The following is a 21759-nucleotide window of genomic DNA, read 5'->3' on the forward strand; positions in this document are numbered from 1 at the left end:
GCTTGCCAAGGACTACCTTTCGCGAACCGCGCGGCTCCACCCTTCATCATTCCTACACCGAGACAAGAGAGCACCATGTACCCAACCACCCGGTTCCTGGCGTCCGCCATGGTCGGCGTCGCCTCCATTTTTCTATCGACCACACCGGCGTCCGCGCAAGCGAGCTACCCGGACAAGCCCATCCGCTTCGTCGTGCCCTACTCGGCCGGCGGTCCCACCGACATCGTCGCGCGCGCCGTGGGCCAGAAGCTCACCGAAGCCCTCGGGCAGACCGTGATCATCGACAACAAGCCCGGCGGCAACGAGATCATCGGCGCCGACCACGTGGCCAAGTCCGCGCCCGATGGCTACACCTTCCTGTTCGCCACCGACGCCGGCCTCAGCCTGAACAAGTACCTGTACGCCAAGCTGCCCTACGACCCCGAGAAGGACTTCGCGCCCGTGACCCGCATCGCCGACGCGCAGATGCTGCTGGTGGCGCCCCCGGGCAGCGGCTCGCTGAGCGAATTCGTCGCACGCGCCAAGACCACGCCGGGCGCGGTGTCCTACGCCTCGGCCGGCCTGGGCAACACCTCGCACCTGGCCATGGAATGGTTCGCCAGCCTGAACCAGATCACGATGACGCACGTGCCCTACAAAGGCGCGGCCGCGGCGTTTCCCGACCTCGCTTCGGGCCGCGTGAGCGGCATGTTCACCGCCGTGACCGCGGCCTTGCCGCAGATCCAGCAGGGCAAGCTGATCGGCCTGGCCATGTCCGGCCCCAAGCGCCTGGCGGCCTTGCCGAACGTGCCCACGTTCAACGAGCTGGGCTACAAAGATTTCGAAGCCTCCTTCTACCTCGGCCTGGTCGCGCCCAAGGGCACGCCGCCAGCCATCGTCAACAAGATCGCGGGCGAGCTGCGCAAGATCCTGACCACGCCCCAGTTCAAGGCCCACAGCATCGATGCCTGGGGTCTGGAGCCGGTGGGCGAGAGTCCGGCAGAATTCGCCGCTTTCCTCAAGCGCGATTTCGCGCGCTCGGCGCAGCGCATCAAGATCGCGAACGTGAAACTCGACTGACCCGGCGTGAGCACCTTCGAACCGATGGACATGGACTTCGCGCTGGCCTGGGATGCGCGCTGCGACACCGGCGAAAGCGCGGTGTGGGATGCGGCGCGGGGCCAGCTCTGGTTCTGCGACATCCCCAGGGGCGTGCTCTACGCGTTGCACCTCGCCTCGGGCCGGCAAGCGTCCTACACGCAGCCCGAACCGGTGGGCAGCTTCGGGCTGTGCGCCTCCGGCGAGCTGCTCGTGGCGCTGCGCCACCGCGTCGCGCTGTTCAACCCCGCGCTGGGCACCCGGCGCCCCTTTGCGGACATGCGCGACATCCCCGCGCACGCGCGGCTCAACGACGGCAAGACCGGACCCGACGGCTGCTTCTGGGTTGGCACGGTGGACGAGCGCGCCGTCAAGGAAGACATCGGTGTGCTCTACCGCGTGCGGCCCGACGGCGGGGTGGAGAAAAAAGCCGAAGGCTTCAAGGCCTCCAACGGTTTGGCGTGGAGCCCTGACGGGCGCACCCTGTACCACTCGGACAGCCGAGGGCCGTGGATCGACGCCTGGGACTTCGATGCCCACAACGGATCGATCTCGAACCGCCGCCGCCTGGCCACCTTGAGCGCCGAAGAAGGCCGACCCGATGGCGCGGCCTGCGACACGCAAGGCATCTACTGGTCGGCCGGCGTGTCCGCCGGGTGCCTGAACGGCTTCTCGCCTTCGGGGGCTTTGCTGCACAAGGTGCGCGTGCCGGTGCCTGCCCCTACCATGCCGTGTTTCGCCGACGGCGCGGTCTACCTCACCTCCTTGAGCGCCGGCCTGCCACCCGAGCGCGCCGGCCACCCGCACGCGGGCTCGCTGTTTCGCGCGAGCACCGCGCTGCGCGGCGTGCCCATTGCCCTGTTTGAACCGATATGAACGACGACCTGCCGATTCCCTCCCTGCCTGTGCTGATCACCGGTGCCTCCGGCAAGCTCGGACGCGACCTGATCCCCAGCCTGATCGCGCGCGGCTGGCGGCTGCGCCTGACCGACATCGCACCGTTTCCCGACCCGCTGCCGGCGAACGCCGAGTTCATCGCGGCCGACCTGAACGACCGCGAGGCCATGCTTCGACTGGCGCAAGGTTGCGCCTGCATCGTGCATTTCGGCGGCCTGGTGGAGTACGGCACGTTCGAGACCGTGCTGGGGCCGAACCTGCGCGGCGTGCACCACGTGTTCGAAGCGGCGCTGGCGCACGGCCTGCGCGTGGTCTACGCCTCGTCCAACCACGTGATCGGTTTTCACGAGCGCGAGACCGTGCTCGACAAGGACTGCACCTACCGCCCCGACAGCTACTACGGCCTGTCCAAGGTGTTCGGCGAGATGGTGGCGCGCTTCTTCTGGGACCGCAACGGCGTGGAAAGCGTGTCGCTGCGCATCGGCTCGTGCTTCCCCGAACCGAAGCAGGAACGCATGCTCGCCACCTGGCTCTCGCGCGAGGACATGGCGCGCCTGGTGGCCCACAGCGTCACGGCAGCCTCCACCGGCTGTGCGGTCGTCTGGGGCGTGTCGAACAACCGCGCGAGCTGGTGGCAGGGCGACGACCGCGCGCGCATCGGCTGGGCGCCGCGCGACAGTGCCGATGCCTACCAAAGCCAGTTCCCACCGCCAGGGGACAGCCCCGCCGACCGCTTTCAGGGCGGCGGGTTCTGCGAGATTGGCTACACGCGAGGATGAAACACCCCCTGCGCGCCTTCGGCGCTCCCCCCTGGAAGGGGGGCGACACCTGGGGCCGGCAAAGCCGGACCCTCGGTGTCCCTGGACGGGACCACTTCATGCGTGACGAGTCGCGCTTCGGCGCAGTGGAGGACTGACGTGCTCGCACGGTTGACGTTGACCCAGGCGGCGCAAGGGCTGCAGTCAAGGCAATGGACGGTGCCGGACATCGTGGACGATGTGCTGCGCCAGGCCCACGGCGTCGGCGCGGCGCACAACGCCTTCCTATCGGTGTTCGACGAACACGCGCGCTCGCTGGCCAGAGCGCACACCGGCCACGACACGCGCCCGCTCGCCGGTGTGCCACTCTCCCTCAAAGACGATCTGTTCACCGCCGGCCTGCGCACCACCGGCGGATCTCCGCAACTCCAGGACTTCGTGCCCACGGCCGACGCTCCCGCCGTGGCCCGCCTGCGCAAGGCCGGCGCGATCGTGTTCGGCAAAACCAATCTCTCGGACTTCGCGATGAGCCTGGCCCATGGCAGCAGCCTCGGCGGGCCATGTCGCAACCCCTGGGACCCGGCGCGCTCGGCCGGTGCCTCGTCCTCGGGTGCCGCGTGCGCGGTGGCGGCGGGCATCGGCGCGGTGGCCATCGCCACCGACACCGGCGGCTCCATCCGCTACCCGGCCGCTTTGTGCGGCGTGCTGGGTTTCGCGCCCTCCAACGGCCGCGTGCCCCGGCACGGCAGTTTTGGCGCGAACCGCTTCTTCTGCGCCATCGGCGTGCTGGCGCGCGACGTGCGCGATGTGGCGAAGCTGCTCGCGGTGATGAGCGGGGCCGACCCGTCCGACGCGGAAACGGCACGCCATCCACAGCCCTTGCTGAGCGACGCACTGGACGCGACCCGCGCACAGGGGTTGCGCGTCGGCGTGCTCGACACCGGCACCGCGCCAACGCCGCGCGGGCGCGCCATCGACGCGCTGTGGCGCACCACCATGTCGAACCTGGCGCGCGAGAGACGCTGGGCGATGGAGCCGGTGGCGCTGGACTTCTCCACCAGCGGCCACGCGTTCAAGGTGATCTCCGACGCCGACCGCCTCTCGCTGATGACCCGCAGCGGCACCCTGGCCCATCTGGACGAAGCGCTGCTGCCCGATGCGCTGCGGCAGCGCTTCGAACATGCGCGCGGCTTGAGCGAGGCCGACGTCGCGCGCGCGATGGCCGAGCGCGCGTCCTTCACCGCTCGAATCGACACGTTGTTCGGCACGCACGATCTGCTGATCGGACTCACGCACCACGACGTGGCGCCACTGCTGAGCGAGACAGGAGTGCCTTTCGAACTGGCGTGGACCAACCTGGCGGGCTGCCCGGCGGCCAGCGTGCCCCTGGGCCTGGTCGACGGCCTGCCCATCGGCCTGCACATCGTGGCGCGGCCGGGCCACGACGAGACCGTGCTCAACGCCTGCGCGGCGTTGCAGGCCTCGTGGGCCCCTGAGGGCTTTTCAGCGGCCCCGGGACGCTGAAGGCAGCAAGCCCCAGGCCCGCAAGCGCGAGAGCAGCACGCGCCACAACATGCGGCTGGCCGACAGCTCGGCCGCGCGCGGCGGGGCCTGCGGTGGCGCAGGCTGTGCGCCGGGCTCTGCGCTGGCGGCAGCGGTGGTCGCCGAGGCCGAGAGCGTCTGGCTGAGGTTGTTCGCGAACTCCTCCATGAGCGCCTTGGCCACGGCCGCGCCGCCGGCGGTGGCGAACTGCGCCAGCACACCGTGCATCTCGGTGCGCGAGGCGATCTCCACACGGCTGCGGCCAGCGCTGACCGGTACCACCGCGAAGCGCGTGTTCATCTGCACCTGCGCCGAGCGGCCCGCGGCCGCGCCGCCGCCGCTGAGCACGCCGGTGCGCGCTGCGGCGTCGAACTCGCACTGCATGCGGCCCTGGAACTTCAGGCGCTTGGGGCCGAAGGCCACCGTCATCGTGCCGAGGTAGTGGCCTTGCTCGTCCTGGCCTTGCAGCGACACACCGGGCACGCAGGCGGCGATGGCGTTCACGTCCATGAAGCGCTGCATCACGGCGTCGGGATCGGCCGGCACCTCGAACTGGTCATCGAAAACGATCATGGGTTCACCTCTTGGGGCCACGCAGCAGCGGCGCGCGGTTCTCCACGCCGAACTGCAGTTTCAGATAGGGGTCGCTGATGGTGCTGGGCGACACGCGCGCGTCGACCAGGTACAGCCCGCCTGACGCGAAGCCGCGTTGCAGCGCGGCCTGCACGTCTTCCTCGCGCTCCACGCGCTCGCCATCGCCGCCGAAGCCGCGCGCGACCGTGACGAAGTCGGGCGACGTCGGCCAGCGGCCCAAGGCTTCGTCGGCCTTCTTGGCTTTGAGCTTGTGCACCTCGGCACCGAAGCCCGCGTCGTTCCAGATCAACACCACTGCAGGCCGGCCGTGGCGCGCGAAGGTCTCCAGCTCCTGGATGTGCATCATCGCGCTGCCGTCGCCCTCGATCACCAGGTGCGCACGGTCCGGGTGCGCCACCGACACGCCCATGGCGATCGGCAGGGTCTGCCCGATGGAGCCGAACTGGTACGACATGTAGAGCGGCAGGTCGGCACGCACCGGCGTGTACATGTGGAAGAAAGCCCAGAAGTGGCCGCAGCCGATGGTGACCACGGCGTTGTCGGGCAAGGCCGCACCGATGCGCGCGGCGAGGGCGCGTGGGTCCATGCCGTCGGTGGCTTTTTCGATCGCAGCTGGGGGCGCGTCGAGCACCGCGCGCGTCTCGGCCGTGCGGTAGCCTTCGCGCCGTTCGCCGCGCTCGGCCAGCACGCGGTTGATCGCTTGCGCGGTGGCCTTGGCGTCGCCCTGCAGGTACAGGCCGGGCAGGACACCGAGCTCCTTCGGGTGGGGCGCGGTGTCGATGCGCGCCACCTCCGCCCCCGGGAACAGCAGCCCGCCCTCAGTGGTGTAGTAGCCCAGTTCGGCGCCCACGCCGAGCACGAAGTCCGCCTCGCCCAGCAGTTGCTCGGTGGGGGCGCTGGCGAAGGCGCCGGCGATGCCCGCGTCATACGCCTGGCCGGCGAAGAAGCCCTTGGCTTTGAGCGTGGTGGCCAGCAGGGCACCCACACGCTCGCCCAGTTCGGCCAGCGCCTCGCCCGCGCCCGCGGCTTTTGCGCCCAGACCAGCCAGAACCACTGGGCGCTCGGCTTGCAAGAGCTTTTCCACGAGCTGCTGAAGGTGTTCGGCCGGCGGCGTGGACGGTGGCGCGGGCACGTGGTCCTTCGCGGGCTCGTAGGCAAAGTCCCATTCGAACGCCTGCTCCTGCACGTCGACCGGCATGTTGAGCACGACGGGCTGGCGGCGCACGCGCGCGGTGTAGAACGCCTCGGCCACTTCCTGCGCCACGTTACCCGTGCCGGTGACGTTCACAAAGGCCGCTCCGCAGGCTTCGACGAAGCGGCGCTGGTCGAACTTCTGCACGTTGTTGCGGTCGGCCAGCGGCACGTCGCCCACCGCGACGACGATTGCGCTGCCATTGCGCACGGCGGCCACGAGCGAGGTGCCGATCTGCGTGAGGCCGGGGCCGGAGGTGATGGTGGCGATGCCCACCTTTCCACTGGCACGGAAATGGCCATCGGCCATGGCCACGGCGGCAGCTTCGTGGCGCGCGGAGAAAATCTCGACGTTCGGCTTCGCCGCCAGACCGATCCACAGCGGCATGTTGGCGTCTCCCAGCAAGCCAAAAACCACCTCGCCACCTTCGAGGCAGAACGCCTGCGCTATCGCTTCACTGACTTTCATCGGCACACCTTGCTTGAATGGGCGCTCAGGATAACAAGCGGCACTTCGGCGGACGTTCGGAGTTCCACAGCATGGAACACCCCGTGCCCATCACAGAGACTGTTCTCATAGAGAGTTTCCACCCCATGGAACGACCATGGGCGGTCTGCGGAGCTGTGTTCATATGCCCCCACCGCACCCACCGGGCTTGAACACAGGACGACGACCGATGCAGACATGGAAAGGCCGCTTCAGCAACGCATGCGTGGCAGCCCTCGAGACCGCCCAGGAGGCGGCGCGCAAGCGCAGCGCGCCCTGGCAATGGTCCTTGCTGGAGGCGGCCGCCATGCTGCAGTCTGGCCAGGTCTCCTCGGTGGAACTCACCACCGCGTGCCTGGCGCGCGTGGACGCTGCCAATGGCGGGTCGCCCAGCTTCGACGGTGCGCCCGACGCCGTCAACGCCTGGGTGCGCCTGTACCCCGAACGCGCGCTGCAAGCGGCCCATGTTGCCGACCGCCTGCTCGCGTCCGGCGAGCCTGTACCGCTGCTGTGCGGCACCACGCTGGGCATCAAGGACGTGATCGCCATTGGCGGCCTGCCGCTCACCGCTTCCAGCCGGGTGCTGGAGGGCCACATCGCGCCTGAAGACAGCGCCCTCTGGCGCGGCCTGCGGGCGCACGGCATGGTGCCGCTGGGCCACACGCACACACACGAATTCGCCAACGGCGCCACGGCCGACCAGGTGGGCAACCCGTTCGATCTCGCGCGCAGCGCGGGCGGCTCCAGCGCGGGGTCCGCCGCCGCCCTCGCCACAGGCATGGTGGCGGCCGCGCTCGGCACCGACACCGGGGGTTCGCTGCGCGTGCCGGCCGCGTTGTGCGGCGTGGCCACCCTCAAGCCCACCTACGGCAGCCTGCCGCTGGACGGTGTGATTCCCATGGCACCAAGCCGTGACACCGCCGGGCCGATGGGCCGCACGGTGGACGATTGCAGCGCGCTGTTGCACGCCATGTGCAGCGACGCGGCCGGAATTGCGGCCGTCGATGCGTTTGCCGACGGCACGCGGCACCTGCCGCTTTTGCCTGCTGCCCAAGACCAGCCCCTGCGCGGCGTGCGCATCGCCATGACCGACCGACCCCATAGCGCGACGCTGGACGACGACGTGGCGCACGCCCTGGCGCGCGCGCGCGACTTGGCGATCACGCTCGGTGCCGAGCTGCTGGACCTTGCCGCACCGCGTTCGTGGCTCAGCGCGGACGACCTTGCGCTGCTCCTCTATCCCGAGGCCTGGGCGTACCACCGCCAGCACGTGCCCGAGCGGCTGCACCTGTACCGGCCATCGGTGCGCGAGACGGTCGAGAAAGCCAGCCGCTCCTATGCACTGGCCGACTACATCGCGGCGCGCGAGCGGCGCGACCTGGAGACCCTGGCCTGGGACCGTTGGATGGCCGAGCACCGGGTTGACATGGTGCTGGAGCCCACCGTGCACCACGTCGCACGGCCCCGGGGAAGCGGCTACGACGTCGCGTCGGGCACGGGATCGCTGCACGCGGTGTCGCTGCCGCGCCAGTGGAACCTGCTGGGCTATCCGGTGGTGTCCCTGCCAGTCGGACTCGGGGCAGACACGGGCCTGCCCGTATCCGTATCGCTGGCCGCGCGGCGTTTGCACGAGCGCGTGGTGATCCAGGCGGCCTTGGCCTTGCAGCAGGTGTTGAACGCTCAGCAGGCATTTCAACACCGGCTGTGGGGAGCCGGGCGGGCCTGAGGCCACGCCCGCTTCGCAAGCGCAGGCTTACTGCGGCTCCACGCCCGCCGCACGGATGCTGCGGCCCCAGGCGTCGTACTGCCGCCGCACGAAGGCGGCCTGCTCGGCCAGGGCGTTGGTGTCGACCTCGAAACCCTGGGCTTCGAACTGTTGGCGCACCTTCGGGTTCTGCGCCACGCGCTGCAGCGCGGCGTTGATCTTCTGCAGCACGGGCACGGGCGTGGCGGCAGGCGCCCCCAGGCCCATCCAGACCTGCACGTCGAGCTCCGGCATGCCCGCCTCGCGGAACGTGGGCACCTCGGGCAGGAGCGACAGGCGTTTGGACGAAGTGGTGGCCAGCGCGCGCAGCTTGCCCGCCTTGAGGTTGGCCGCGACCACCGAGGGATCGACCATCATGAAGTGGATGCGTCCGCCCATCAGGTCGAGCACGGCCTGGGATTGGCCCTTGTAGCCCACGCCGATGGCGTCCACACCCAGCGTCTTGAGCAGCGAAGCCGCCGCCACTTGTGCGGTGGCCGAACCGTAGCCGTAGCTGAAACCCGGGTTCTTCTTCGCGTAGGCCACGAATTCCTTCACATGGGTAGGCGCGTCCGCGCCGGCCACGGCCAGGAAGGGCACGGTCACCACACGGCCGATGTGGGCGAAGTCGGTCACCGCGTCGTAGGGCGACTTCTTCGACAGCCACGGGCCCGCCGAGTGCGTGCCCGAGGAGGTGATCATCAGCGTGTAGCCATCGGGCGCGGCACGGGCGACCGATTCTGTGCCGATCTGGCCCAGCGCGCCCGGCTTGCCTTCCACCACGAAGCTGCTGCCCAGGTTCTCGCGCAATTCGTCGGCCAGGATGCGCGCCACGTTGTCCGCGCCGCTGCCGGGCGTGCTGACGTGCACGATCTTCACGGGCTTCTCGGGGTAGGCCTCGGTGGCCATGGCGACCGTGTGGGCGCTCGCGGCCACACACATTCCGATCAGGAACTTGCGCATCTTCTTCTCCGGATTGAGGGCTGAGGAAGGGCCAGTCTAGGAAGGTGGCAAGCACAGATTCAGGACGTTCCAGGGTGTGGAACGTGGGCCATCATGGTTGTGCGAGCAGATCGGGGCGGTGGGCGCGCAGCCAGACTTCGGTATGCGCCAACAGCATCGCAGCCTGGTCTCTACACGCCTGCGACGTGGCGTTGGACACCGGGTCGCCTTCGTAGTCGCTCGCGTTGCGCTGCCGGCGCAGCGCATCGAACACGATGATGTCCGGTTGCGCCACACCCATCGTCAACCCCAAGCTTTGAAGCGCGGTCTGATGATGGCCTGGCTGGCTGGTCGAGCTGCGATAGCCACTCGCCCACAAGCCCAGCATGGCGCACTGCATGATGCATTTGTAGGCGGCATCAAATCGGTTGTCGGCGCAGATCTGCTCGATATCCGCATCCGACAGGTTTCGCCGCGCGGCCTGCAGCAGCTTGGCAATGCCGGCGGCATCAGGCTGATGAACCTGCAGCCGCCCTATCGCCAGCAAGTTTTGCAAGCTCATCGGCATCTCCCTTTACAAACAACTGGGGTTTGGCCAGCACATCGCGTGCAAACGCATCGCCATCGCGCACGCGCGAGAAGAAGTCTTCAGGCGTGTAAAGCACCGTGTTGACCTCGCGGGCCAACGCAGTGTGCAGCGGAAACATGGCCTGCGCCAACGCGGCAAAATCCACACGGCCCAACACCAGCAGGTCTATGTCGCTACCGGCGGTGGCCTCGCCTCGCGCCACAGAACCGAACACCAATGCCACCCGTATTTGCGAGTCCAGTGGCGACAGTGCCGTTCGCAGCGCAGGCACCACACCATGCGTCTTCCGAAACAGCGCGGCCAGATCGCCAAACAGCGGATGTGCGGCGTTCGCCTGATAGCGCACCTGATTGCCCTGTTCACTGCGCAGCAAGAGACCGGCCTGGGTTAACTTGTCTAGCTCGCGCGCCAGCGTGCCCGCATGGCTCTGGGTCAACCGGGCCAATTCGCGCAAGTGAAAGTCCGACCGAGGCTGCAACAGGAGCCGCGCCAGGACGCGCTGCCGCGACGGAGAAAACAAGAGGTCCATCAAATTATCGTTGCCCATAGGGCGACGATTGTTGCCAAAAAGGCGACGAGTTGCAAGTGTGCAGGTTGGCCAGTCAAACAAGTTTGCACTCCGCTCCGCAGTCACCTTGTGCCAACAGGTTGTTGTTCCATTTCTGGTCGGCGTACGTTCGTAAATAAGGCGCCCGACCGGGTTCGCGCACCACGCCGATGTAGGCACGCACCCGTCTGGACTTGTCGACCGTGTAGAACGCGGCCGACTTCGACTCGATGCTGGCAATGGCCGTCTCCGTCGTCATCCGCCACCGACTGAAGGTGTTGCCAATGTGGGTGATGGCCTCGTGCGGGCTGTCGCGATGTGGCTTGGTCACGCAGTTCACCTCGTATTCGTGCATCTGAGCCTCCTGAAAAAATTTGCATCAACCCATGTGATGTTGAAGAAACGATAGTAGTTGCTTTTTTCAGTTCGCACATTGATAATTTCGCATCATCCGTATTGATGCAATATGAAGCAAGCTCTCCTCACGCTGGCAGACGTACAAGCCGGACACCCGTTTCGGGGAAGCGTGCCCTTCGTGAAAGATGGCAATGCCTTTGCCCTGCAAATGCGAGACCTCAGCCCCAACGGCGACATTGCCTGGGATGGGCTGATTCGAACGGAAGTGGACGCCAACAAACCTGTGCAATGGCTCCGCCCGGGCGACGTGGTGTTTGTCGCGCGCGGCTCGCGCAACTACGCCGTCAGCGTGCGCGACGTGCCCAAGCCCACGGTGTGCTCCCCCCACGTTTTTCTGTTGCGCATCAAATCGCCCACCGTGTTGCCCGCATTCCTGGCCTGGCAGATCAACCGGGCGCCCGCGCAGCGCTACCTGGCCAGCAACGCCGAAGGCTCCGACCAGCTGAGCATCCGCCGCCCCGTGCTGGAGGCCATGCCTCTTGCCGTGCCGCCCCTGGCCGAGCAACAGCTCATCGTGGCGCTGGCCGACGCGGCCGCGCACGAAGAGCAGCAATACCAGGCCCTCATTCGCAACCGCCAGCAGCAGCTCGACGCGCTGGCGCACGCGCTTTTGTCTTCATCCGAATCCCTGTCCGAACCCACACCATGACCGCCACCCCTATTCAGCAAGACGCCATCAACGCCGCCGTCTGGAACGCCTGCGACACCTTCCGTGGCACGGTCGACCCGAGCATTTACAAGGACTACGTCCTGACCATGCTCTTCCTGAAATACATCTCCGACGTCTGGCAAGACCACTACGACCGCTACAAAAAAGAGCACGGCAACCACCCCGAGCTGATCGAAGAACTGCTGAAGAACGAGCGCTTCGTGCTGCCGCGCAGCGCCAACTTTTATGCCCTGCACGAAGCGCGGCACCAGCCCGGCAACGGCGAGCGCATCGACAAGGCCTTGCACGCCATTGAAGAAGCCAACCTGAGCAAGCTGCGCGACGTGTTCCAGGACATCAGCTTCAACTCCACCAAGCTCGGCGACGAGGCGCAGAAGAACGACATCCTGCGCCACCTGCTGGAAGACTTCGCCAAGCCCGAGCTCAACCTGCGCGAGAGCCGCGTGGGCAACCTCGACGTGATCGGCAACGCCTACGAATTCCTCATCAAGAACTTCGCCTCCACCAGCGGCAAGAAAGCCGGCGAGTTCTACACGCCACCCGAGGTCTCGCAGCTCATGGCGCTGCTGATGGAGCCGCAGAAGGGCGACGACATTTGCGACCCCACCTGCGGCTCGGGTTCGCTGCTCATGAAGTGCGGCCAACTCATCCGCGCCAACGCCGGCAGCCGCCAATACGCGCTCTACGGGCAGGAAGCCATTGGCAGCACCTGGGCGCTGGCCAAGATGAACATGTTCCTGCACGCCGAGGACAACCACCGCATTGAATGGGGCGACACGCTGCGCAACCCGAAGCTGCTCGACAGCCAGGGCAACCTGAAGCACTTCGACATCGTCGTGGCCAACCCGCCGTTCTCCTTGGAGAAGTGGGGCTTTGAAGCCGCTTCCGACGACCCGCACAAGCGCTTTCGGCGCGGCGTGCCCCCGCGCACCAAGGCCGACTACGCCTTCATCCTGCACATGGTTGAAACCATGAAACCCGGCACGGGCCGCATGGCGGTGGTGGTGCCGCACGGCGTGCTGTTCCGCGGCGCGGCCGAGGGCAAGATCCGCCAGAAGCTCATTGAAGAAAATTTGCTCGACGTGGTGATTGGCCTGCCGGAAAAGCTGTTCTACGGCACCGGCATTCCTGCGGCCGTGCTGGTGCTGCGCAAGAAGAAGGCGGACGACAAGGTGCTCTTCATCGACGCCAGCCGCGCCTACCAGGACGGCAAGAACCAGAACCTGCTGCGCGCGAGCGATCTGGACACCGTCGTCGCCACCGTACGTGCGCGGCAGAACGTGGCCAAGTACGCGCATCTGGCGACCATCGCCGAGATCGCCGAGAACGACTTCAACTTGAACATCCCGCGTTATGTGGACACGTTTGAAGAGGCGGAGACGATCGACCTGATGGCGGTGCGGGAAGAGCGCTTGAGGCTCAAGGCGGAGCTGGCGGGGTTGGAGGAGAAGATGGCGGGGTATCTGAAGGAGTTGGGGTATGAGTGACCATTTTGATGACGTCGTCAAAATGGTCGACGCAGAGCGAGCGAACGCTGCGAAACGCAGTCCCTCAGGGCCTCGCGTACCAAGCCATCCGAACTTGAACTATTAAGGCGCACTTAAAGGTTCGATGCGTTCAAAGCCAATTACATGTGAGCAAGTCCATTCGAAAGGGAGTTCAAAAGATGAATAGCGTGCAGCACCAAGCCTCGGAAAATGGTTTTGAAAACATCCGCCAAGAGGACGAGCAAGGTCGCGAATTCTGGTACGCACGCGACTTGGCGCCGATATTGGACTACCCGGTCTGGCGCAACTTTGCAGGCGTCATCGAGAAGGCCAAGCAGGCTTGCGACAACTCCGGACACGCGGTGGCCGACCATTTTGACGACGTCGTCAAAATGGTCGGCATCGGTTCAGGCGCACATCGCCGGGTGGAGGACGTCAAGCTTTCGCGTTACGCCTGCTACCTGATCGTTCAGAACGGCAATCCGTCCAAGCCTGTTATCGCAGCAGGGCAAACCTACTTCGCACTGCAAACGCGCCGCCAGGAGCTGCAAGACCAAGCCCAGTTCACGCAACTGTCAGAAGACGATCGTCGCCTCATGCTGCGCAACGAACTCGCTCGACACAACAAAGACCTGGCCGCAGCGGCGCAGCAATGCGGCGTCATCACACCGCTGGACTATGCGGTGTTTCAGGACCATGGCTACAAGGGCTTGTACGGCGGCCTCGGCGCCAAGGAAATCCATGCGCGCAAGAGCCTGAAGAAAAGCCAGAAGATCCTCGACCACATGGGCAGCACGGAGCTGGCGGCCAACCTGTTCCGCGCCACACAGGCCGAAGAGAAGCTGCGGCGAGAAGGCGCGCAAGGCAAGGCAGCCGCCAATCGAACCCATTTGGAAGTCGGGCGCAAAGTGCGCCAGACGATTCAGGAACTGGGCGGCACGATGCCGGAAAACCTGCCGCCGCCGGACAAGAGCATTCAGCAGCTAACGCGGGAGCAGCAAAAACGCGTGGGGAAGAAGGCTTCATGAGAAGCTTCGATCCGACGTGCCGACGGCAGTTATTCTGTAATTCCGAATGGCTTCTCGGAGAGACAACGCAATGAACGACAAGTCATGCGATCCAGCGGTCGCACAACACGCGACCATTCCCATCCAGCTTCCGGACTTTCTCGCCTATTGGTGGGTGGTCGGCATGGAAACTTTGGTCGGCAGCGGCGAAGTCATCAATGTCGCGGCGATCGTGCAGCCTGCAAACGGTCCATCGCAGATTCGTCAGAACATTGCGCCGGCTATGTTGATCAGCATGTTTGGTGCGGCTGGCAAGGGGGTTGTATCTATCGTGGACGAGACGATGACCGATGTTCAGAAACAACTCGATGCGGGCGTGCGTGTCGAAGCTCTGCAAATGCCCTTCGGCGGTTTTGACGTGGGCGAGCCGCGCGAGTGCGCGGCGCACGACATAGACGAGGTGTTTGGCATAGCCGTGAAACTATCGACCGGATTTTCCGAATCGAAATTCGGCAGGAACAAGACAGCAACATGAATTCTTCGCATCTCCTGCAAGCCATAGCCACCGCACATGCCGTGGCGTCAATGCGCTTTTCATCGCCGCACGAAGCGGCGCAACACCTTGCAAGTCGGATGAACCATGTTGCCTGATGGATGGTTGAGATCAACAGTTGGTGCGGTGTGCGCGATTCGCAACAACCTTCGCTTTCCAATCAGCGCGGAAGAGCGAACAGGGATGCCAGGGCCGTATCCATACTTTGGTCCGACTGGCCAGTTGGACTCCCTCAATCACTATCGAATCGACGAAGCTTTTGCCCTTGTTGGGGAAGATGGAGACCACTTCCTGAAGTTTCGAGAGCGGTCGATGACCCTCTATTTTTCAGGCAAGGCCAATGTCAACAACCATGCCCACGTCATTGGCGACTCTCAGAAATGCCTTGCAAAGTGGTTTCACTACAGCTTCATCCATCGTGACCTGACACCCGTACTTTCGCGGCAGGGGGTGGGGCGGTACAAGCTAACAAAAGCGGGGCTTCAAGAACTGGAAATAGTCGTTCCACCGCGAGAAGAGCAGCTCGCGATCGTTCAACTTCTAGACACTTGGGGTGACGCAATCACCACCGCCGAAAAGCTTCTCGCCAACAGCCGAAGGCAAAAGGCAGCACTAGTCCAGCATCTGCTTTTAGGACAAACGACGTCGTGGAGTAGCGCGCGTCTTGTCGAAATTGCACATCGCATCCAACGACCCGCCGATGGTGGCGTACATCCCGTTTTGATGATTTCGTCTGGGTCTGGCTTCGTTAGACAAGATCAAAAGTACAGTCGATTTATGGCGGGTAAAAGCTTGAACGACTATGTGCTGCTCCAGCGCGGTGAGTTCGCCTACAACAAAGGCAACTCGAAGCTGTACGAGTTCGGCTGCGTATTTCAATTAGACGAATATGAAACTGGGCTGGTGCCTCACGTCTATGTGTGCTTCGCGATGGACGACGCTCTGTGCCATTCGCCGTTCTTCAAGTACCTCTTCGAAGCAGACTATTTGCACGGCCAACTGGGCGCCTTGGTGAACACAGGCGTTCGCAACAACGGCCTTCTCAACATTCGGCCAACTGACTTCATGAATGTGATGGTTCCACTTCCTCCGATGGAACGTCAGAAGCAGATTGCAGAAGTGCTGGATGCGGCTTCAAAGGAGATAGACACCCTTGCACAAAACGTAGACGCACTGCGCCAAGAAAAACGCGCGCTCATGCAAGACCTTCTGACCGGAAAGCGCCGGGTCAAACAGGCGATGACCGCTTCAGCATGAAAGTCCTCAGCGTGTCCGATACCCAACCCCAGTTCGCCCAGAAGCCACCGCATGTAAACTCGCGGCAACATAACCGCCACGCCTCTGCTTCTGCATGCGCAACCTTGGCGGTTTTTCTTTTGAGGCAGGTGCGGCGCAACACCGTGAGCATGCCCACCGATTTAGCCCAGCACCCCGTCTGAGCCTGATCACCATGAGCCTCACCCCCCAAACCCGAGAACACTACAGCGCCCACATCCCCGCGCTGCACCTGCTCGTCAACCTGGGCTGGCATTTCCTCCCCACCGCAGAAGCTCTCGCGTTGCGCGGCGGCAGCACCCGCGAAGTCATCCTCAAACCCCGCCTCATCGAAGTTCTGCAAACCCGCCGCTTCGACTACAAGGGCGAAACCTTCCCACTCTCCCCCAGCGGCATTGACCAGATCGTGCGCCAGGTGCAGGCGCTCAACCTCGCCGAAGGTTTGCTGCCCGCCAACGAGCGCCTTTACCAGATGCTCGCGCTGGGCGTGACCATCACCGAGTTCATGCCCGACGGCAAGAAGCACCAGCCCACCATTGCGCTGGTCGATTGGTACGACGTGACCTCCAACCGCTGGGACGTCACCGAAGAGCTGCAGGTGCTCTCCACCCACGGCACGCACCACCGCGCGCCCGATGTCGTCGCGTATGTGAATGGCCTGCCGCTGGCCGTCATCGAAGCCAAACGGCCCGACGCTTCGCACACCGGCACCGCGATGGTGAACGAGGGCATCAGCCAGCAACTGCGCAACCAGCGCCCCGACGAAATTCCGCAGCTGTTCGCCTACGCTCAGTTGCTGTTCTCGGTGAGCCCTACCGAGGGCCGCTACGGCACCACCGGCACGCCGCTGAAGTTCTGGGCGCGTTGGCGCGAAGAAGCATTCAGCGATGCGCAATTGAGCGAGTGGAAGAACCGGCCGCTCACGGCGGATGCGCAAAACGCGCTGCTCGCAGGCAAGCCAGGCAAGCTGCAAACCTATTTCCGCGCGTGGTGGTCGCAACCCTTGTTACCCACCGACCAAGACCGCCTGCTCGCCGCCTTGCTGCACCCGCAACGCGTGCTCGAGTTCCTGCGCCTCTTCGTGTTGTTCGACCGCAAGGCGGGCAAGGTGGTGGCGCGTTACCAGCAGTTCTTCGGCATTCGCGCCTTGCTCGAACGCATCGCCCAGCGCCGGCCCGATGGTGGGCGCGAAGGTGGCGTGGTGTGGCACACCACCGGATCGGGCAAGAGCTTGACCATGGTGTTTCTCACCAAGGCGCTCGTGTTGCTCGCGAGCACGCAGGCCTGCCGCGTGCTGGTGGTCACCGACCGCCTCGATCTGGAAGACCAGCTGGCGCGCAACTTCATGAACAGCGGCGCGTTTGGCTCGGCCATCGCCACCAAGAAAGAGGGCGAGCGCGCCAAGGTGGGTTCGGGCCGCGAATTGGCCAAGCGCATTGGCCAGGGCAACGAGCGGATCATCTTCACGCTGATCCACAAGTTCGCCACCGCGTCCAAACTGCCCGAGTGCCACAACCCCTCGGCCGATTTGATCGTGCTGGTGGACGAAGGGCACCGCAGCCATGGTGGCGAAACGCACGAGCGCATGCGCAAGGCGCTGCCGCGTGCCGCCTACGTGGCCTTCACGGGAACACCGCTGCTGAAGCAGGAAAAGACCGCCAACAAGTTCGGCCCGATCGTGCACGCCTACACCATGCAGCGCGCGGTGGAAGACGGCACGGTGGCACCGCTGCTGTACGAAGAGCGCGTGCCAGAGCTGGCAATCAACGAAGATGCGGTGAACCGCTGGTTCGACCGCATCACCGCCGCCCTGAGCCCCGAGCAAGCGGCCGACCTCAAGCGCAAGTTCGCGAACAAACAGGTGGTGTACGGCGCGGCCAACCGCATCGAGCTGATCGCATGGGACATTGCGCAGCACTTCAGTGAGAACATTCACAAGCTGGCGCTGGGCCTCAAGGGGCAGGTGGCCACGGCGAGCAAGCTCGAAGCCATTCGCTACAAGCAGGCGCTGGACGCGACGGGCCTGGTGAGCAGTGCGGTGATCATCTCGGCGCCCGACAGCCGCGAAGGCAACACCGAGCTGGACGAGAGCACGGTGCCCGAGGTGCAGAAGTGGTGGAACACGCATGTGGGCCGCAACGCCGAGCAGTATGAAGAGCAGGTGCTGCAGGCCTTCGGCAGCGATGGCGCACCCGACCTGCTGATCGTGGTGGACCGCCTGCTCACCGGCTTTGACGAGCCGCGCAATACGGTGCTCTACATCGACAAGCCCTTGAAGGCGCACAACCTGATCCAGGCGGTGGCGCGGGTGAACCGCCTGCACGAAGCCAAGCGCTATGGCGTGCTGGTGGATTACCGAGGCATTCTGAAAGAGCTGGACACGGCGGTGCGCGCGTACCAGGACCTGGAGACGCGCACGCAGGGTGGCTATGAGCTCGCCGACATCGAAGGGCTGTACCAGCAGATCAGCACGGAATACAAGCGCTTGCCGGGGCTGCACGATGCGCTGTTTGCCGTCTTCGCCGACGTGAAGAACCTGCGGGATCCGGAGCAGTTCCGGCAGGCGCTGATGCCGCGCCATGCGAACGATGAGGACGGCCAGGCCTACGACACGCGGCAGAAGGTGCGAGAGGATTTTTACGAAGCGTTGACCGCGTTTGGCCTGTGCCTGCAAACGGCACTATCTTCGCGCAGCTTCTTCGAAGACCACCGCTTCTCGGAAGCCACGGTGACCCGCTACAAGGAGGACCTGCGCTTCTTCACCGAGCTGCGCGCGATCGCCCGCCGCGATGCGCTGGAGACGGTGGACTACAGCGTGTACGAAGCGCAACTTCGCCGCCTGGTGGACCAACAGGTGATCGGCCACCAGGTGCGCGAGCCAGAGGGCGTGTACATGGTCCACCGGTTGGGCCAGCCCGAAACGCCCGAAACCTGGAGCGAAGAAAAAACGCGCAACGAAACGGACATGATCCGCACGCGTTTGAAGAAAACCATCGAGCAGGATCTGGCGGACGACCCCTACGCGCAAAAGGTGTTTGCCGAGTTGCTCAAGCAGGCGATTGCCGAGGCCGAAGCGATGTTCGACCACCCGTTGAAGCAGTACGCGTTGTTCAAGAAATTCGAAGAGCAAGTGGAGAGGCGCGACGTGGGTCGCATGCCGGAGGCGTTGGGGGACAACCCGCACGTGCGCGCGTACTTCGGCATCTGCCGCCTGGTGTTGGGTGAGGAGGCCTTTGCGCAAGCCGACGAGGCCGCGCTGGTCCAGCAGGCGCACGAGATGCACGGCGTGGTGCAGCAGGCCGTGGCCGAACATTCGCTGAACCCGCAGAACATCGAAACCGCCATCGCCAAGGCGCTGTTGCCCCAGCTGTTTGGCCTGATGGGGCTGGACAAGGCCAAGCAGGCGATCGACGAGGTGATCCAGGTCACACGGGTCGGGCTTTCCAGACATGGGCGCTGAGCCGAGCGTGCACGCCATCGCGTATGGCGATGAGCGCATCCAATTTTCGGTGCGGTTTCTGCCGCGACCGCAAAGGCGGGTGGCGATTCACGTGTTGCCCGATGGTGCAGTGCAGGTGGACGCGCCCGAGGGCACGGCGCTGTCGGCGGTGAAGCACGCCGTGCGCCAACGCGCCAGCTGGGTGTGGCGGCAATCGCAGGCGGTACATGCACGTCAGCTTCATGTGCTGCCACGCGAATACGTGAGCGGCGAAACGCATGTCTACCTGGGGCGGCGCCATGTGTTGAAGGTACTGCCTGCGCAGGGCCAGGCGATGGGTGTGCGTTTGTGGCGCGGGCGGCTGGAAGTGACCACAGACCAGCGCGACGCGGCCACGGTGCGCCGCCTGCTGGAGCGGTGGTACCGGGCGCGGGCCACGGAGGTGTTTGCGCGGGTGCTGGAGGAGATGGCTTCCCGCATGCGCCTGGGCCATGCGTTGCCAACGGTTCGCCTGCGATCGATGAAGACCCAATGGGGCAGTTGCTCACCCCGTGGCGAGCTGCTGCTCAACCCGTCGCTTGTGAAGGCACCGAAGGCCTGCATCGAGTACGTGGTCGCGCACGAGCTGTGCCACTTGAAGGAGCACAACCACAGCGAACGCTTCTACCGCTTGCTGAGCCGCACCTTGCCCGACTGGGTCGCGCGCAAGGAGGAGCTGGACGAGTTGGCGCAGCGGTTGTTGAACCGATGAATTTCGCTCAAGCCTTCGCTGGCACCGGCGCAATGTCGAAGTGCAACACGTCCTCGCGCACACCCAGCTTGGTGTAGAGCGCAATCGCCGGATCGTCTCCGTGGTCCGCCTGCACGAAGATGACGTAGATGCCCCGCTCCGCGGCCAGCATCTGGAGCCGCAGGATCAACCCGGTGGCGACGCCGCGCCGGCGCCAGGCTTCTTCCACCGCCAGGTCGTAGATGTAGAACTCGGAACGTGCCTGCTCGAATTTGGGCAGCACGTATCCCGCCAGAGCGCCGATCACGCGGTCGCCGGCGGTGGCGACGATGGCCACGAAGGTGTCGCTGCCGAGCAGGCGCTGCAGGTACGGGTCGTCGGGCTGCCGGGCACTGTAGGTGGGCACGTCATCGAACTCTCGCCCGAACAGGTGAAGCATGGCGCGGGCTGTGCTGGTGTCTTGAGCGCCGAGCACGCGAATCTGGAAGGCTTCGTGGTTCGACGATGGGTTCGGCACAACGGCTCCTTTCGTGTTCAATCCTTGGGGGATCGACATAGGCTGCGCAGGCGCTGCAACACAACGCCCGCGCGCTCGGGCTCGGCCACCAGCCCCGGCAACACATTGGCGAAGTCGGGGTTGTTGAGCAATCGTGCGAATGCATCTCCCATCGCCTGTCGCACTTCTTCAGGCGCATCAGCCATTTCCGCACCGAGTTCTTCGCGACCGTCCACGATGTTCAGCACGTCCTCCAAATCATGGCTGCTGAGAAAGTCGCCACCACCTCTGCTCGCAAATGCTTCCAGCTTGGTCGCGACAAAAGCCACGGCACTGACCAAGCGGATCGTCACGCCATCACCAAGGTCTACGGATGCTGCGGTTGCCACGGCATACGGGTACCAGCGGTTGGAAAACCCCAGTATCTCGGGCTGCACCGGCATCAGATCGAAGAGAACGCCGGATGGCTTGTGGGTCCAGCGACAAATCACATCGCTCGTGACGTCGCGAGCAAAGCCGCGTTGCGCCACGGCTTCTTCAATGCGGTGAAACGTTGCACGGCTCGCGCTCACGATGGCATCCACATCGCGCGTGGCGCGCACGCTGTCGGCCAATGGGTCGGTCACCAACAGACCGGCGACCGCACCGCCCACGAACACCACCTGTTCGCGCAGATCGCCCAGCGCCGATGCGATTTCTCGCAAATAAGGCAGGTTCGGGTCATTCGTCCGCATGGGAGATCCCTGCTTCATGCTGCATCAACTCGCTCTTCAGCAGTTGGGTTGCCAACGTGCGCTCGCGCGCGCGCCCCGTGCGCAAGGCGTCCAGCAAAGCCAGCAGGCGGTGCAGTGCAGGATCGGCCAATGCGGCCTGGGGCGCAGACCGGTAGAGCGGTGAAAGCGTTGGGCCTTTGGCAACGCCCGATGGATGTGCCCAGACAGGCGCTTCTCCCACGGCAGCCGTCACGTGGCTGGCCAGCGGCTCTACGCCGAATGAGGTCGGAATGCCGCGCTTGACGGGGCCCGGCGTCGCCGGCCATATGTAGCGCACACCATGCTGCATGAACTCCAACAGGTTGGGCCGCACGGGTGACCACTCGCCGCGCGAAGGCGATACCGCCAATCCTGATGCCACGGCGCGTTTCGCGCTGGCATGCGCCTCAGAGGCGCTCATGACCAAGGCTTCACCCAACGCGGCGTAGGTCCAGCGCTGCGGGGGATGCGCCGCCACTTTCAACAACACCAGCAGGTCTTGGGGTTTGAGGTCCATGCTTCGATCATATTCGCTATTCGCGAATAGCGAATATCCACACCAAAC

The 21759-nt window shown here is 64.9% G+C and carries 21 protein-coding genes; 12 read left to right on the plus strand and 9 right to left on the minus strand.

Going from position 1 to position 21759, the window contains the following annotated elements; all coding sequences use genetic code 11:
• Positions 1–75: 75 nt before the first annotated feature.
• The 4 genes from F9K07_RS00365 (at position 76) to F9K07_RS00380 (ending at position 4256) form a co-directional block, all read left to right on the plus strand.
• The gene (locus F9K07_RS00365) at positions 76–1059 is read left to right on the plus strand and encodes a Bug family tripartite tricarboxylate transporter substrate binding protein (protein ID WP_159588278.1); all 984 of its coding nucleotides are present in this window, start codon (positions 76–78) and stop codon (positions 1057–1059) included.
• A 6-nt stretch (positions 1060–1065) separates the two neighbouring features.
• Complete coding sequence (locus tag F9K07_RS00370) at positions 1066–1953, plus strand: SMP-30/gluconolactonase/LRE family protein (protein ID WP_201451496.1); 888 nt, start codon at positions 1066–1068, stop codon at positions 1951–1953.
• A complete protein-coding gene (locus tag F9K07_RS00375; protein ID WP_159588280.1) occupies positions 1950–2753 on the plus strand; it encodes an NAD-dependent epimerase/dehydratase family protein in 804 nt (267 codons plus the stop codon). The genes F9K07_RS00370 and F9K07_RS00375 overlap by 4 nt, the downstream gene beginning before the upstream one ends.
• 138 nt (positions 2754–2891) lie before the next feature.
• Positions 2892–4256, plus strand: a complete 1365-nt coding sequence (locus F9K07_RS00380; protein WP_159588282.1) for an amidase — start codon at positions 2892–2894, stop codon at positions 4254–4256.
• Here F9K07_RS00380 and F9K07_RS00385 read toward each other — a convergent pair.
• Positions 4236–4847, minus strand: a complete 612-nt coding sequence (locus tag F9K07_RS00385; RefSeq protein ID WP_159588284.1) for an SRPBCC domain-containing protein — start codon at positions 4845–4847, stop codon at positions 4236–4238. The genes F9K07_RS00380 and F9K07_RS00385 overlap by 21 nt on opposite strands.
• A gap of 4 nt (positions 4848–4851) precedes the next feature.
• Positions 4852–6528, minus strand: coding sequence for a thiamine pyrophosphate-binding protein (locus tag F9K07_RS00390; RefSeq protein ID WP_159588286.1), 1677 nt, complete (start codon positions 6526–6528; stop codon positions 4852–4854).
• 208 nt (positions 6529–6736) lie between these two features.
• On the opposite strand from F9K07_RS00390, the gene F9K07_RS00395 reads away from it, so the two are divergent.
• Positions 6737–8272, plus strand: a complete 1536-nt coding sequence (locus F9K07_RS00395) for an amidase (RefSeq protein WP_159588288.1) — start codon at positions 6737–6739, stop codon at positions 8270–8272.
• A gap of 27 nt (positions 8273–8299) precedes the next feature.
• Here F9K07_RS00395 and F9K07_RS00400 read toward each other — a convergent pair whose 3' ends face one another.
• The 4 genes from F9K07_RS00400 to F9K07_RS00415 form a co-directional block, all read right to left on the minus strand.
• Positions 8300–9253: a Bug family tripartite tricarboxylate transporter substrate binding protein gene (locus F9K07_RS00400; RefSeq protein ID WP_159588290.1), complete on the minus strand. Its 954-nt coding sequence runs from the start codon at positions 9251–9253 to the stop codon at positions 8300–8302.
• Between the two features lie 91 nt (positions 9254–9344).
• Entirely contained in the window at positions 9345–9794 is a 450-nt protein-coding gene (locus F9K07_RS00405) for a DNA-binding protein (protein ID WP_159588292.1), read from the minus strand.
• Positions 9742–10431 carry a nucleotidyltransferase domain-containing protein gene (locus F9K07_RS00410; RefSeq protein WP_236581758.1) on the minus strand — a complete coding sequence of 230 codons (690 nt, stop codon included), beginning with the start codon at positions 10429–10431 and terminating at the stop codon, positions 9742–9744. The genes F9K07_RS00405 and F9K07_RS00410 overlap by 53 nt, the downstream gene beginning before the upstream one ends.
• Positions 10424–10723 (minus strand): DUF3892 domain-containing protein, encoded by a 300-nt coding sequence (locus F9K07_RS00415; RefSeq protein ID WP_159588294.1) that lies wholly within the window; start codon positions 10721–10723, stop codon positions 10424–10426. The genes F9K07_RS00410 and F9K07_RS00415 overlap by 8 nt, the downstream gene beginning before the upstream one ends.
• Before the next feature lie 111 nt (positions 10724–10834).
• Here F9K07_RS00415 and F9K07_RS00420 point away from each other — a divergent pair, with 111 nt between their 5' ends.
• The 7 genes from F9K07_RS00420 to F9K07_RS00450 all read left to right on the plus strand — a co-directional run bounded on the left by F9K07_RS00420 (position 10835) and on the right by F9K07_RS00450 (position 19967).
• Complete coding sequence (locus tag F9K07_RS00420) at positions 10835–11434, plus strand: restriction endonuclease subunit S (protein ID WP_159588296.1); 600 nt, start codon at positions 10835–10837, stop codon at positions 11432–11434.
• On the plus strand, positions 11431–12942 hold the full coding sequence (locus F9K07_RS00425; protein WP_159588298.1) for a type I restriction-modification system subunit M: 1512 nt from the start codon (positions 11431–11433) through the stop codon (positions 12940–12942). Before F9K07_RS00420 ends, F9K07_RS00425 begins: the two co-directional genes overlap by 4 nt.
• Before the next feature lie 179 nt (positions 12943–13121).
• Positions 13122–13970: a DNA damage-inducible protein D gene (dinD, locus tag F9K07_RS00430; protein ID WP_159588300.1), complete on the plus strand. Its 849-nt coding sequence runs from the start codon at positions 13122–13124 to the stop codon at positions 13968–13970.
• Between the two features lie 70 nt (positions 13971–14040).
• Entirely contained in the window at positions 14041–14484 is a 444-nt protein-coding gene (locus F9K07_RS00435; RefSeq protein WP_159588302.1) for a hypothetical protein, read from the plus strand.
• Between the two features lie 105 nt (positions 14485–14589).
• Positions 14590–15759: a restriction endonuclease subunit S gene (locus tag F9K07_RS00440; protein ID WP_159588304.1), complete on the plus strand. Its 1170-nt coding sequence runs from the start codon at positions 14590–14592 to the stop codon at positions 15757–15759.
• Positions 15760–15952: 193 nt separating this feature from the next.
• The gene (locus F9K07_RS00445) at positions 15953–19237 is read left to right on the plus strand and encodes a type I restriction endonuclease subunit R (protein ID WP_159588306.1); all 3285 of its coding nucleotides are present in this window, start codon (positions 15953–15955) and stop codon (positions 19235–19237) included.
• A 7-nt stretch (positions 19238–19244) separates the two neighbouring features.
• Entirely contained in the window at positions 19245–19967 is a 723-nt protein-coding gene (locus tag F9K07_RS00450) for a M48 family metallopeptidase (RefSeq protein WP_236581759.1), read from the plus strand.
• 7 nt (positions 19968–19974) lie between these two features.
• On the opposite strand, the gene F9K07_RS00455 is transcribed toward F9K07_RS00450, so the two are convergent.
• From F9K07_RS00455 to F9K07_RS00465, 3 genes are read right to left on the minus strand one after another with little or no spacing between them, the layout of a single operon-like run.
• Positions 19975–20427, minus strand: coding sequence for an AAC(3)-I family aminoglycoside N-acetyltransferase (locus tag F9K07_RS00455; RefSeq protein ID WP_268894764.1), 453 nt, complete (start codon positions 20425–20427; stop codon positions 19975–19977).
• A gap of 53 nt (positions 20428–20480) precedes the next feature.
• On the minus strand, positions 20481–21176 hold the full coding sequence (locus tag F9K07_RS00460) for a nucleotidyl transferase AbiEii/AbiGii toxin family protein (RefSeq protein ID WP_159588312.1): 696 nt from the start codon (positions 21174–21176) through the stop codon (positions 20481–20483).
• Positions 21163–21711 carry a MarR family transcriptional regulator gene (locus F9K07_RS00465; RefSeq protein WP_159588314.1) on the minus strand — a complete coding sequence of 183 codons (549 nt, stop codon included), beginning with the start codon at positions 21709–21711 and terminating at the stop codon, positions 21163–21165. The genes F9K07_RS00460 and F9K07_RS00465 overlap by 14 nt, the downstream gene beginning before the upstream one ends.
• Positions 21712–21759: the final 48 nt, after the last annotated feature.

The sequence above is a fragment of the Hydrogenophaga sp. BPS33 genome (genome assembly GCF_009859475.1).
Classification (GTDB): Bacteria; Pseudomonadota; Gammaproteobacteria; order Burkholderiales; family Burkholderiaceae_C; genus Hydrogenophaga.